Raw genomic sequence first — 13,514 nt, 5'->3', positions numbered from 1 at the left:
GGGGGGGGGGGCCCCGGGCGGGCTCACGCGGGCCCCCCGCGGGTGGTCCCTACCCCCGCGCCCCCCCCCCCCTCCCCCCTGCTGACTAGGGAGTGGCAGTTCGCATTTACCGCAGACTGTCCGCCTTCACCTTTGTCGTGTCCGGTGCCGCCGCCGATGTGGTCGAATCCGTCTTCGCCTTCGCTTTGGTTGTCGTGTCGGCGCTCCGTTTGCGCGCAGTCGGCTTTTTGGCGACGGGCGCCGGGGGCGGCGCTGCCGGCAACACCACTTCCGGCGCCTTGTCGGGCGCTCGTTCGATGTAGCCGTTGACCATGTCGCGTGCGGCACCGGCGTAAATGCCGATCTTGTCGGCGGCCTGACGGGCGATCCCGGATTCCTGTTTGGACCCGTACCACCACGTGCCCCACGTCGCGATGCCGAACAGCACGATGTACGGCACCACCGACTGCCGACGGCGCACGGCCACGGGATCGTTGCGACGCTTCGGTTCCTTCTTGGCCTTCTTCGCCTTGGCCGTGGCTTCGTTCGACGACGGCGTCCGCACGCCGGTGATGTCACTCGGCGTCCGCGACGCCACGCTCAGCATGCGATTCCCGAGCGCGTGCCGGTAAATCTCCGCCGTCTGGGATGGCGTCATCTCCATCACCGCGTTGCCCAGCGTCACGCCGAAATCGGACACACTGGCGAACCGATCGACCGGATCTGGCGCCAGCGCCTTGTCGAACACGTCCTGCAGCGAGTTCGGCCACTCGAGATCACTGCGCACTTCGTCGAGTCGACGCGGGCGGCTCGTGAGACGCGCGATCAGGGATTCCTTCGACGACGAGTTCGTGAACGCGTCGTGTCCCGTGAGCGCGATGAAGGCCACGAGGGCCAGCGAATACTGATCGGACCGACTGTCGAGCACATCACCAGACAGCTGCTCGGGCGACATGAACTCGGGCGTGCCGACCGCAAACCCGGTGCGCGTGACCTGCTGCGCCCCTTTCTCCATCATGCGCGCGATACCGAAGTCGACGAGCTTCACGACGAACGTGCCGTCGGAGCGCTTCGTGAGCATCAGGTTGTCGGGCTTGAAATCGCGGTGCAAAATGCCCAGGTCGTGCGCCGCCTGCAGCGCATCCGCCGCTTGGCCGATGATGTCGGCGGCGACCACGGGATGCAGCGCCACTTCGCGCTTGAGGGTGGCGGCCAGTGCCTCGCCATCCACGAACTCCATCGCGAGATACACCATCCCTTCGTCCGTCTCACCGAAGTCGAAGATGGACGCCACGTTCGGGTGCGAGATCTTGCTGGCGTTCTCGGCTTCACGGGTGAAGCGCTGCAACGCTTCCGCGTCGCCGACCAGCGCCGGACGCATGATCTTGATCGCACTCTTGCGCTTCATGCGCACATGTTCGGCCAGGTACACCGTGCCCATGCCGCCTTCGCCCAGATGCGATACCACACGATAGCGCCCGCCGATCACATGACCGACGAGGTCCGCCTGGGCAGCGGGCGACACGAGCCCCGTGCCGTCCTTCGCGCAGAAGGCCACCGAGCTGTCATACTCTTCCCCACACTGGGGGCACACCTTGCGAGCGTCCACGATTGGCGAACCTAAAGGAAGAACTGCGTTAAGCAAGCGTTTCGCGGTGAGATCCCATTCACGGTCGCGCTCGGTAAGCGCCGACGGGCTCGGTGGTTAGCGGCGCTCCCAGCGTAAGTTGCTGACAGGCATTATCTTCCAGAATGTCACGTGCATCGCTTCTTCGCCTCCTGCTCAGCTCGCTCTCCCTTGCAAGCTCGGCCATAACGGCGTCGGTCGGCAACGCCCAGACGCCCACTTCCGCCGCCGGTTGGGCTCGCGCCGGCACCCAGGGCGACTTCGTCGTCAAGGATTTCGCGTTCCGTTCGGGTGAACAAATCCCCGAGCTGCGCCTCCACTACACCACGCTCGGCACCCCCCAGCGCGATGCCAACGGCGTCGTTCGAAATGCCGTGATGATCCTGCACGGTACCGGCGGGGCAGGGCGAAGCTTCCTGTCCAACGGCTACGCCGGCGAACTCTTCGCGCCCGGCAAGCTGCTCGACAGCGCCAAGTACTTCATCGTGCTGCCCGACGGCATCGGTCACGGCGGCTCCAGCAAGCCCAGCGATGGACTGCACGCCCGCTTCCCGAAGTATACGTACGACGACATGGTCACCGCGCAGCACCGGTTGCTCACCGAGCATCTCAAGGTGAACCACCTGCGGCTCATCATGGGCACCTCCATGGGATGCATGCACGGGTGGGTATGGGGCTATACCTATCCCGACTTCATGGACGGCCTCGCGCCGTATGCGTGCGTGCCGGCGCAAATTGCTGGTCGCAATCGCATGATCCGCACGATGGCCATGGACGCGATCCGCAACGATCCGGCCTGGAAGGGTGGCGAATACACCAGTGCGCCGCCGGGACTGCGCGCCGCGCAGATGATGCTGTACATCATGTCCAGCGCGCCGCTCGTGCAGCAAGCGCAGTCGCCCACGCGCGATAAGGCCGACAGCGTGATTCGCGCCTACCTCGATGCGCGCATGGCCAGCACCGACGCCAACGACTTTCTGTATCAGTTCGACGCGTCGCGCGACTATGATCCCTCGCCGAACCTGAAACGCATCACGGCGCCCGCGCTGTTCATCAACTCGGCCGACGACCAGGTGAATCCGCCCGAGCTGGGGTTGGCCGAACGGTATGCGGCGATGATGCCGCGCACGAAGTTCATGCTGCTGCCCATCACGCCGGAAACGCGCGGACACGGCACGCACTCGGCGCCCAAAGTGTGGGGTGGCTACCTCAACGCATTTCTTGCCGCGCTACCCCAGCGATGAATGCCGGGTCGACTTCTGTTGCCCGGCCGTCGATCACGCAACTGGTGTTCCGCGCGTTGCAGTTGCGGTGCCCGCACTGCGGCGGTCGCAAGATCTTCGAGTCGTTCTTCGAGCTCAAGGATCGGTGTCCAACCTGCGGCATCCGTCTCGAGCGCGGTGAGAAGGACTACTTCGTCGGCGCCTATCTGTTCAATCTGATTGCGGTCGAACTCATTCTGTTCTTCTGCGTCTGCGGCTTCGTGTACTTCACATGGCCGGATCCGCCCTGGGATCTGATCACGTATGTCACCGCCTTCCTCATGCTGTCGGGTTGCGTGTTCTGCTATCCATTTGCGAAGACCACCTGGCTTGCCGTCGACCTGGCCATCCGGCCGCTCTCGCCCGAAGAGCTGGACTGGCATCGCCAAGACGGCGACGTGGGGGATCGTGAACTCCCCCACGTTTGACCGCGCTTACTTCTCGACGATGATCAGGTAGCGCGAGGCGGCCCAGAACTTCACCGGGTCGGTAATGCGGATGCTCTCACCACGAAAGGCACCGTCCTTCTCCTTCTTGGCCGCTTCGATCAGACCCACATCGTGACGCGACACGATGCGATACGGGCGATCGCTGCGCGGTAGCGGGATGGTGAGCACTTCGCGACGATCAGCGCGCGTGAAGCGCGACTCGTCGAGTGAACGCGCCGGCACCAGCGTCTTGCCGAGCTTCACGATGAGCAACCCGCGCGAGCCGCCTTCTTCCGTGACGAGCTTGTCGGCGATCAACTGACGACGCGACCCGACCACGTAGAACACCTTGTTCTCGCGCACGTCCATCGCCTTCACCGTATCGGTGAGAACGGCCTTCTCGACGGTGAGCTGTTCGTTCTGCGTGCGAAGCGCGCGGACTTCTTCCTGGAAAACCGCGATCTCCTTGTCGCGCGTCGCGAGACGTGCGTTCAGATCGGCCAGCAGCGTGGCGGCCGCACTGGAGTCGGCGCGCATCGTCTTCAACGTGTCGAGCAGGGCCGCGACCTGACGCTGGCGAGCGGCCAACCGCTGCCGCATCTGTGTGAGGCGGTCGAGGATGTCCTTCTGTGCCGCGGCCGCTTCCGTCTTGCCCGACTCGTCGCTCTTGGTGACGCCTACTTTGCTCGAGAGGCCGCGCACCTTGCGAAGCTCCGCGTCGACTTCGTCGGCGAACTTCGACGCTTCAACAACCTGCGCCAGGGCGCGATCCTTATCGGCGCTGGTGCCCTGCATCAGCCCCTGCAGCGAGTCGCGCTCAGCGCTCGCGCTGGCCAGGGCGGCCGACAGGGAGTCGGCACGGGCCCGCGCGGCCGTGTCGGTACAGGCGCTCAACGCAAAGGCGAGCACAACAGCAAGCGCGGATGTGCCACGCTTGCAGAATGAAAAAGAGCTCATGGAATTGGTGGCGAGAGGGAGAACAGCCTGCAAAACGTACCGATCTCGAGCATCACATGAAAGTGTCGTGCATCACGCATTCGATAAATCGAAGGCGCGAACAGTTGCTAGATCACGGCGTCCAGCCACGCATGCGGTACAACAGCGTCGCGGCGATTTCATACACGACGTCGGCGAAGGCCAGCCGTCGGTTCTCCGGGCGATCGAGGCGGGAGAGCGCGTACTCGCGGGACGCGGCGGGGGCGCAGCGCACCGGCAGCCCGGCGTGCTCGACGGCGGCACATGCTCGCCTCGAGTGTAACGGAGAGGTGACCAGCACGACGCGCCGCCATCCGTGCGTCCGTGCCATCGCCGCGAAGGCCAGTGCTTCGTCTCGGCTGCTGTGCACATTCTTCACGAATCGGAGCGCGAGGTCGGGCGCCATGAGTTGCGCCAGCTCGCGCTGATCCCGCTCAGAGCTCTCGACCGATGGATCGGCGTCGTCGCCCACCACCGACAGGGCCACCACGGATAAGCCGAGTCGGCGGGCCTGCTGAAAGCCGCTGATGAGGCGCTCAAGGGCAGCGCCGGTCACGCGCCCCTCGGAGGTCACGCTGCCCGACATGACCACCACGGCATCGGCCGCCTCGGACGGGGCGAATGCCACGGGCACGGCATCGCGCCGCACGAATGGGGCAATCATCGGCGTCACGAGCGGTGTGTAGGACACCAGCATCAGGAGCGTGCTGAGCACACCGGCGATCAGCCACAGCCATGAGCCGCGGGACGATGTGGCCAGAAGTGCGCCCGCCAGCATGAGCACGAGTCGTGCGCTGAAGGACGACACGCCGGCTGCGGTCCAGAACCCAAGTGCCGCCGCGAGCTGCATGATCGCGAGCCCGAGGACGGCGCCGGCACTGCGTACCAACCACGCAGGGGCGCGGCCGCCGACATCGGCGCCGCGCCCCCGGAACAACAGGTCACTCACGTCCGCTCACTGCTGATCCTGCGTGACGCGCTGGCCCTTGGGCGGCGCCTGATACTTGTCGAACCAGCTGCGCAGATAGAGCTGCGTGCGCACGAAGTTCGACGGCGTGGAACTGGTACCGTGCCACTCGTTGTTGAAGCGGATCATCGCCGTTGGCACCTTCCGGATCTTCAGCGCTTCGTAGAACTCCTCCGTCTGACTGATCGGCGTGCGCAGATCGTTCACGCCGGTCATGAGCAGCGTGGGCGTCTTCACGCTACCCACATACATCAACGGCGAGCGCTTGAGATGTTCGCTGGGATCATCCCACGGATACTTGGCGAAGTTGTAGTACCAGCTCGATCCGTCGGTGGTCCCCACGAAACTGAGCCAGTTGATCACGGGACACATCGACGCGGCGGCGGCGAATCGGTCGGTATGGCCAACCGTCCACGCCGTGAGTACGCCGCCACCAGAGCAGCCGAACACGTACAGACGATTGCTGTCCACGAAGCCGCGGTTGATCACCGTATCGACGCCGGCCATGAGGTCGTTGTAGTCCTTGCCGGGATACGCGTTCTTGATGGCGTTGCCGAATGCCGAGCCATAGCCGGTGGAGCCGCGCGGATTCGTGTAGAGCATCACGAAGCCATTCGACGCATGATCCTGGCGCGAGAAGTTGAAGCCCACGTTGTACATCGAATGCGGTCCGCCGTGAATCTCGAGCATCAACGGATATTTCTTCTTCGCATCGAAGTCGGCCGGCTTCACGATCCATCCCTGAATGCGCTGTCCATCCACCGACGTGTACCACACTTCTTCGGTCGTTGCCAGCTTCTTGCCGGCCAGCACATCGCCATTCACATCAGTCAGCTGCTTGATGACCGGCGTGCGCAGATCGAACGCCACGATGTCGTTGGGTTTCGCGGACGACGTGGCCACACCGACCGCCGTAAAATTCTTGTTGATATCACTCACCGTGAGCACGTGCGCACCCTTGGTGACCTGCCGGACGTCGCCCTTGAGCGATACGAAATACAGGTTGCGCGATCCTTCGTTCTCCACGTTGAAGTACACGCCGCTTGCATCGGGTGCCCACATCATGCCGCTCGGCGAGCGATCCAGTTTCTCCGTGAGGGCGCGCGCGTTCTTGCCGTCGGCATCCATCACGTACATCGTGGCGTCCTTCCATGTGGCATCGGTGCTGTCGTAGCCGGTGTACGCGATGAAGCGGCCATCGGGCGACGGCACCGGCGAGTTGTCCGGACCATTGCGCGAGGTGAGTGCCGAAACCGCACCGGTGGCGATCTCCACCTTGTAGATGTCGCTCTGGCGCCACGCGTATTCGGCCTCTGCGGTGCGCAGCGAGGTGAACACGAAACTCTTGCCGTCGGGCATCCACGTGGTGCCGTTGGTCGCCCAGTCACCGCTCGTGACTTGATGCGGTGTACCACCATCGGCGGGCACCGTGAACAGCTGTCGTAGTCCGTCTTCGAGAAAGCCCTGACGATCGGCGCGATACTTCACTTTCGTGACGACGCGCGGCGGCTCGGTCCACTTGGCGCCCCGCGGTGGCGTCGGCATCGCGATGCGCCACGTGTCGGTGCCGCGCACCAGCATGCCGAAGGCGAGCGTCTTGCCGTCGGGTGACCACTCGATATCAGCCGGCGCTTCCGTGAGGCGCGTGATCTGCGTCGTCGCACCTTCCGCGTCCATGTAGCGCACCCAGAGTTGCGCACCGCCGGGCTCACCGGGCGCGACGTACGCGATGCGCGAGCCGTCGGGTGACCACTTGGCGTCGCCGCCTTTCACGAGGAAACGGTTCTTGGTGCCGTCGGCATTCATGATCCATACCGACGATTCCCGTTTGTCATTCAGCTGATCGATCCACGTGCGCGTGTAGATGATCTGACGACCGTCGGGGGACATGCTCGGTGCGGCGACATCTTCCCAATTGAAGTAGTCGGCGATGGTCAGTCGATCGTTCGGCGACGGTTGCGTGGCGGACAGTTGCGTCGCGGACGGCTGTGCCGCAACGCGTGCGGGCAGTGCGATGGCGAAACAGAGTGGCGCGGCGAACAACAGGGCGCGGGTGGAGCGGGTAATCTGTGCGGACATGAATTCCTCCCCGGGGGCGGCTCGAAAACAAAAACGCCCCCAATGCTGGGGGCGGATCGATCGCTTTGCAACAAGAACGACGCGCTACTGCTTGAGCGAGTCGGCGAAGGCGAGGAGGGAATCCCGCATATGGGCGCCGGCCCCGCCGACCAGGCGACGCACGCCCTTCCACTGACGAATGAGCGGCGAACGCTCGGAGATACGGGTTTCGATCACCCGGCGCTGGGACGTGCTGGCATGCACCATACGCCCTTCACCCACATAGATGCCGATATGCGAAATCCGCTTACCTCGACCGAAGGTGAGCAGGTCGCCCGGCTTGAGCGCGGCAAGATCCTTCGGCACTTCCTGACCGACGGTGGCTTGCTTCTGCGCCGTACGGGGAAGCATCACGTCAAGCGCGCCCATGACGTACTTCACGAGGCCGCTGCAGTCAAGCGCGAGGTTCGGCTTGGTGCCGCCCAGCTTGTAGCGAGTGCCGATCTGACCACGCGCCTTCGCCACGATTGAGTCGCGCAGATTCTGCGCCGATGCACTCCACGCCGCGAACGGTTTCCGACTCTCGAGCTTCTCGACCGACTGACCTTCGACGCGTGGTGCGAGCGCGACAAGCGCGCCACACAGGCTGATCGAAAGCAATTGGCGCGAGAGTGATATCACGATACGCGGTGCTCTGGGGGGCGAGTTCGGTCCGGAGCGAGGAACCTAGCCCAGCCATGGCCGTCACGCTACCGGCGATTATCACAATGCGGGAAACCTTCGGTTCACCCTGGGCCCCGGCGTTCTCGCCCTCTCGGCTACCGGATTCCGAGCGCCTTGTGGGTCTGCACCGACAGCCGCCACTGCGGGTGCGCCAGGCAGTAGGCCAAGGCCGCGGCCGTGTTCTCGGCCGCCTGCGGTCCGTCCATCGGCTGCAGCAGGAAGTGACGGAAGGCGAGCCCCGCAAAGCGCTCCGGCATGGCCGTGGGTTGCGGGTACACCAGTTTGAGCTCATCGCCGGAGGTCAGCACGAGCGGGGCTTGGGCCTTGGGGCTTACGCAGATCCAGTCCAGCCCCTGCGGCGGCGACTGGGTGCCGTTGGTCTCCACGGCGATCTCGAACCCCTCGGCGTGCAGGGCCGCCACCGCCGCGTGGTCCAGCTGGAGCAACGGCTCGCCGCCGGTGCAGACCACGAACGGGCGCACACTGGCCGGCGCGTCGGCCGGCCAACGGCTTTTCACGAAAGTCGCGAGTTCGGTCGCCGTGGTGAATTTGCCGCCGTCGGGTCCAACTCCCACGAAGTCCGTATCACAGAAGGTGCATACGGCCGTAGCGCGGTCGGCCTCGCGCCCCGTCCACAGATTGCACCCGGAAAATCGGCAGAACACTGCCGCACGTCCCGCCTGCACACCTTCTCCCTGGAGCGTATAGAAGCATTCGCGAACAGTGTACGCCATGGCTCAGGCTCCAGCCGCGTACGCAATTGGATCGGCCGATCCAGCTTCCGCGAAACCGCGCAACCTGAGCTGACAGGCATCACAGTGACCGCAGGCCGTTCCCTCAGGCGCTGGGTCGTAACAGCTCGTGGTGATGGCATAATCCACGCCGAGCTCCTGGCCAAGGCGAACAATGTCTGCCTTGCTCAGGTGCTGCAGGGGCGCGTGGATCTTGAGCCGCTGCGTCCCCTCGACGCCGGCGCGGGTCGCCAGATTCGCCATCTGTTCGAACGCCGCGATGTACTCCGGCCGACAGTCGGGGTAGCCGGAGTAGTCGAGCGCATTCACGCCAATGAAGATGGCCTGCGCGTCGAGCGTCTCCGCCCAGGCAAGCGCGAACGACAGAAAGATCGTGTTGCGCGCCGGCACGTAGGTGACCGGGATCTCGTCGGTCGGATGCTCGACGTCCCGATCCTTAGGCACGTCGACATCGGCCGTGAGGGCCGAGCCGCCCCATTGCCGCAAGTCAATGTCCACGACCACGTGCTTCGCGACGCCGTGAGCGGCCGCGACGCGGCGGGCGGCATCGATCTCGAGGGAATGGCGCTGGCCATAGCGAAAGGTCATCGCGTACGGCGTGAAGCCCTCCCGCCGTGCCACGGCCAGCACGGTCGTGGAGTCGAGACCGCCAGACAACAACACGACGGCGGGACGAACAATCGAAGGAGCGTTGGGCGACGCGGCGTTGGGCGACGCGGCAGTGGTCGAGAGGGCAGACATTTACGAAAGATAGCCAATTAAGTTGTCCCAATGATCGATCTGCTCTCTGATCCGCAGGCGTGGATTTCCCTGCTGACGCTTTCGGTGCTCGAAGTCGTCCTCGGCATCGACAATATCATCTTCATCTCGATCCTGGCCGGGAAGCTGTCACCGGTGGATCAGCCGAAGGCCCGCCGGTTCGGCCTCATGGGCGCCTTTCTGTCACGCGTGGCGCTGTTGCTGTCGATCACCTGGGTCATGCGCCTCACCGAGCCGTTGTTCACGGTCATCGGACGCGCCGTGTCTGGACGCGACCTCATTCTGATCGTGGGCGGCCTGTTCCTGATCGGCAAAGCCACGCTGGAAATCCACAGCAAGCTCGAAGGGCCGGAGGAGTCGTCCACGACGAGCAGGGGAGGCAACTCGCTCTGGGCCACCGTGGCGCAGATCGCGGTCATCGACATCGTCTTCTCGCTCGACTCGGTGATCACCGCCGTGGGCATGGCCGACAGCGTGATCATCATGATCGCGGCCAACGTGATCGCTCTTGGCGTCATGCTTTTCGCTGCCACGCCCATCAGCGACTTCGTGGACAAGCACCCCACCGTGAAGATGCTGGCCCTGTCGTTCCTCGTGCTGATCGGCACGAACCTCGTGGCGGAGGGATTCGGACAGCATATCTCGAAGGGGTACACGTACATGGCGATGGCCTTCTCCGTGATCGTGGAGATGCTCAACATCCGCGCGCGCACGAAGTCTGAGGCCGTGCAACTGAGAGGGGTGCCGCAGCCGCCGGACGACGAATAGGCGGCTGGTCGGATGTCGGTCGGTTGGTACAGACGAGCGTCCTCTTTTGGGGACGCTCGTCTGATTTCCGGAGCGAGCGGCCGTTCGGTGAGCGACAGATAAGTCGAGTGCCCGCAATGCCTTGACCACAGCCACCGCCGCACGCGGCACGGGGCGCACACGGCGGTCCGCGACATGCACCTGGAGAGGACGTCACCTTCTGGAGATCAGCTATGTCGTATTCCGTCCGCACCGCGATTCGCACCGATTCGCTTCCGCGTGCTACCTCGGCGTTCCGTACATTGGCCGTCGTCGTTGCGTCGTCCTTGCTGGCCACGGTGCTCGTAGCGCCCACGGCGAAGGCGCAGACGGGCGTCGGAGCCACCCTGACCCCTTACGCTGGGTACTTGATCACCGGCAACTGGTATGACGGCCCGATCGGCACGAGCCTGTCGACCACGAACGCGCCGATGGTTGGCGGACAGGCCAGTATTCCGCTCACCAAGGGCATCGCGTTGGTCGGCAATCTGGCCTACGCGTCGGGCGACCTGCGCATAGGGTTGCCGCTGCTGGGTGGTGTCAATGTGGGGACTGTGAAGACGTGGCTCTACGACGCCGGCCTCGAGCTTGGCGGGCTTCCCGGCAAGAAGGTCGGCATCGCACCGTTCGTGCAGCTCGGTATCGGTGGACTCACGAACGACATCAAGAACTCTCTGTTCGACGTGCGAGCTTCGAACATTGCCTATACCGGCGGGGTAGGTCTTGATATCGGTGTGGCCGAGCGCTTTGCCCTTCGGGTGCAGGCAAAGGACTGGGTGAGCCGATTCAATTCGGAGGATGCGGTGGGCTTCCGTGCCGAGGGGAATCTCGCGCACAACTGGGCGCTCACAGCCGGGGTGAAGTTGACCTTCTGAATCCCGGGGCGCTCCTCCGGGCGTTAACTTCGCACGACGCGTCTCGAGTCATTCGGGCGCCTCGATGTCGTGTCGATGAGGCGCCGCGCCGACCGCTACCGGTCGCGCGGCGCGCTGTCGATTTCTCTCAGGAGCAGGCCCTTGGTCAATCAGATCGCGCGCCGCCGGTACATGTCCGCCGCGCGGCTCTCGTGGGCGCTCGCTATCCTCACGTCGCTGTCGGCGGCGTGGTTGCCCGTGTTGTCGGCGCAGGCGCCGCCGACGCAGCCGCCGACTGATACCACGCGGCCTCCGCTCGTCGGCGGTATGGCGAGTCTTCCGCCCGATCCCTTGCGCGGCAATCCGGCCACGATGAGCTCACTCGGCTCACAGGCGCGCACCATGCAAGACGGATTCGAGCGCAACCACCGCACCGGACTGCGCTTCTACAACGGCGGTGCCGATGCGTCGTGCGAAGTCCCGCTGGGGCGCATCTGCTACTGGAACAACAACGGCGACGTCCCGCCGCCGGCCGAACGCAATGACGCGAAGCTCGAACGCGAACAGTTGCTGGAGTTGCTGGCGCAAGCACAAGCGGCCGACCCGAAGGACGATTGGGTGAACGGCATGCGTGTGCGCTACGCGATCGAGTCGGAGCAGCGCGATGTGGCGATCAGCGCGGCGCGTTCCTGCAAGGGCACGCCGTGGTGGTGCGAGGCGCTCGAGGGCCTCGCGCTGCACAACGCGAATCAGCACAAGGACGCCACCGCCGCGTTTGCGCGCGCGCTCGCCGCGATGCCGGTCGCGCAACAATGCACGTGGACCGACCTCTCCTGGTGGCTCGATCCCACCGTGCACGCGGCGTACAAGGCCACGCCGTGCGCCAACCGTGCCGCCGAGAACGCGCGCGTGCTGCGTCTCGCGCAGCCGCTGTGGATGATTCCGTCCAACGACATTCAGAACGAACTCTACGCGCGACGCACGATGTCGCGCGTGCATTCGCTGGCCCGCATTCCGTACGATTTACAGTGGGGTGACGATCTGCTCGAATCGCAGATGCGCTACGGCTGGCCCACGGCGTGGTCGGTGCAGAACGGTGGTGTGGCCGATCCGCGTCCGCCCTCGGTGATCGGCCACGAACCGACGCCGAGCTACGACTTCATGGCGACGGTCGAAGCGATCGCCAAGCCGTTGTCGGCCACCCCCGGCGATTGGAATCCGCGACGCCAGAAGGCGCGCATGCGCTACGCTCCGCGCTTTGCCACCGGCTTCGGCGCGTTGCCGAATCAGTTTGCGCGTTTCTTGCGCGGTGACACCACGATCGTGGCTGGCGGATACCGCTTGATGCGCGAGCTCGAGATGGGCCGTGCGCCGTACACCGCGGCGCTCACGCTCGATGCATTCGATGGACGCGAGCCGCTGCAGGCCAAGCGCGATAGCGCGCAAGCCAACGGCGCACTCCTGCTGCCGGTCCCGTCACCGATGCTGGCCAGTCTCGAAGTGCTGGCGCCGGTCGGCAAGCGCGCCGCGCGCGTGCGTACGGTGATCACGCCGTTGCCGGCTGGTACACGCCTGTCGGAATACTTGCTGCTGCAGCGCGGCGATGTATCGGCCACGCCGATGCTCGATCGCAACGCGCTGCAAGCGTATGGCAGCAACGAGATCGAGGGTGGTACGTCGATCGGTATCTACTGGGAGATGTACCGTCAGGCATCACCGGGACAGCCGCTGCAAGTGTCGCTGCGGGCGACGCGCGTGGGCGCCGGCTTCATGCAGAAACTCGGCAGCTCGTTCGGTCTCTCGAAATCCGTGACGCCGGTGTCGATCAAGTACAACGACAACGGTCGCCCCGATGGCGGGCCGGGACGCAGCCTGACCATCAACTTCCCGCAGGTTCCGGCGGGTGACTACCAGCTGACGCTGATGGTGTCGGGGGCAGGAATGACGGACAGCACGACGCAGGTGATTCGAGTCAAAGGCGGGAAATAGCGGGTTGGCACTGATCAGTGCTGAGTGCCGAGTGGTCAGAGTTCAGGCGTCTGACCGTGTAGAGTGCTCGGAGTTCAGCAACGACAGTGTTCAGTGTCGAGCCTCTTTGGAAAACTGCGGGCCCTGTCGATCGTGTCGACAGGGCCCGTGCGCTTTTACATCATCAAAGTCGCTCGACACTGAACACTGTGTTGGCTGAGTTCTGTGCACTATACACGGCGGATTCAACGAGTCGGTGCAACGCTCTCAGCGAAGATAGCTGCCGGCGTGCGGAAGCCGAGGGTTTTTCGCGGACGCGTATTCACTTCGTGGGCGACCCGATCGAGATCGCGTTGGGTATACGCGGACAAATCAG

The 13,514-nt window shown here is 64.5% G+C and carries 12 protein-coding genes and 1 pseudogene; 5 read left to right on the top strand and 8 right to left on the bottom strand.

Going from position 1 to position 13,514, the window contains the following annotated elements:
• Positions 1-106: 106 nt before the first annotated feature.
• Positions 107-1,588, bottom strand: a complete 1,482-nt coding sequence (locus RMP10_RS14370; protein WP_310570899.1) for a serine/threonine-protein kinase — start codon at positions 1,586-1,588, stop codon at positions 107-109.
• 143 nt (positions 1,589-1,731) lie between these two features.
• Between RMP10_RS14370 and RMP10_RS14365 the strand changes: the two genes are divergently transcribed.
• Together RMP10_RS14365 and RMP10_RS14360 are read left to right on the top strand one after the other, a co-directional pair.
• Entirely contained in the window at positions 1,732-2,850 is a 1,119-nt protein-coding gene (locus tag RMP10_RS14365; RefSeq protein ID WP_310570898.1) for an alpha/beta fold hydrolase, read from the top strand.
• Positions 2,847-3,296, top strand: coding sequence for a DUF983 domain-containing protein (locus RMP10_RS14360; protein ID WP_310570897.1), 450 nt, complete (start codon positions 2,847-2,849; stop codon positions 3,294-3,296). The genes RMP10_RS14365 and RMP10_RS14360 overlap by 4 nt, the downstream gene beginning before the upstream one ends.
• Positions 3,297-3,302: 6 nt before the next feature.
• Here RMP10_RS14360 and RMP10_RS14355 read toward each other — a convergent pair whose 3' ends face one another.
• From RMP10_RS14355 to queC, 6 genes are all read right to left on the bottom strand, one after another.
• Positions 3,303-4,253, bottom strand: a complete 951-nt coding sequence (locus tag RMP10_RS14355) for a hypothetical protein (RefSeq protein WP_309671388.1) — start codon at positions 4,251-4,253, stop codon at positions 3,303-3,305.
• 112 nt (positions 4,254-4,365) lie between these two features.
• Positions 4,366-5,220, bottom strand: coding sequence for an ElyC/SanA/YdcF family protein (locus RMP10_RS14350; protein WP_310570896.1), 855 nt, complete (start codon positions 5,218-5,220; stop codon positions 4,366-4,368).
• Between the two features lie 6 nt (positions 5,221-5,226).
• Positions 5,227-7,317 (bottom strand): S9 family peptidase, encoded by a 2,091-nt coding sequence (locus RMP10_RS14345; protein ID WP_310570895.1) that lies wholly within the window; start codon positions 7,315-7,317, stop codon positions 5,227-5,229.
• A gap of 84 nt (positions 7,318-7,401) precedes the next feature.
• Complete coding sequence (locus RMP10_RS14340) at positions 7,402-7,977, bottom strand: C40 family peptidase (protein ID WP_309671385.1); 576 nt, start codon at positions 7,975-7,977, stop codon at positions 7,402-7,404.
• A gap of 137 nt (positions 7,978-8,114) precedes the next feature.
• Complete coding sequence (gene queE, locus RMP10_RS14335) at positions 8,115-8,753, bottom strand: 7-carboxy-7-deazaguanine synthase (protein ID WP_310570894.1); 639 nt, start codon at positions 8,751-8,753, stop codon at positions 8,115-8,117.
• A 3-nt stretch (positions 8,754-8,756) separates the two neighbouring features.
• Positions 8,757-9,512 (bottom strand): 7-cyano-7-deazaguanine synthase QueC, encoded by a 756-nt coding sequence (gene queC, locus RMP10_RS14330; protein ID WP_310570893.1) that lies wholly within the window; start codon positions 9,510-9,512, stop codon positions 8,757-8,759.
• A 30-nt stretch (positions 9,513-9,542) separates the two neighbouring features.
• Here queC and RMP10_RS14325 point away from each other — a divergent pair, with 30 nt between their 5' ends.
• The 3 genes from RMP10_RS14325 (at position 9,543) to RMP10_RS14315 (ending at position 13,159) form a co-directional block, all read left to right on the top strand.
• Entirely contained in the window at positions 9,543-10,298 is a 756-nt protein-coding gene (locus tag RMP10_RS14325) for a TerC family protein (protein WP_310570892.1), read from the top strand.
• 212 nt (positions 10,299-10,510) lie between these two features.
• Positions 10,511-11,191, top strand: coding sequence for an outer membrane beta-barrel protein (locus RMP10_RS14320; RefSeq protein ID WP_310570891.1), 681 nt, complete (start codon positions 10,511-10,513; stop codon positions 11,189-11,191).
• A gap of 141 nt (positions 11,192-11,332) precedes the next feature.
• The gene (locus RMP10_RS14315) at positions 11,333-13,159 is read left to right on the top strand and encodes a hypothetical protein (protein ID WP_310570890.1); all 1,827 of its coding nucleotides are present in this window, start codon (positions 11,333-11,335) and stop codon (positions 13,157-13,159) included.
• Positions 13,160-13,383: 224 nt separating this feature from the next.
• Here the strand turns inward: RMP10_RS14315 and RMP10_RS14310 are convergent.
• Positions 13,384-13,514, bottom strand: a pseudogene (locus RMP10_RS14310) (IS30 family transposase); the annotation flags it as partial.

The sequence above is a fragment of the Gemmatimonas sp. genome, from assembly GCF_031426495.1.
Lineage (GTDB): Bacteria > Gemmatimonadota > Gemmatimonadetes > Gemmatimonadales > Gemmatimonadaceae > Gemmatimonas.
Note: the sequence above shows the minus strand (reverse complement) of the source record. Positions and strands in the feature narration are given on the sequence as shown.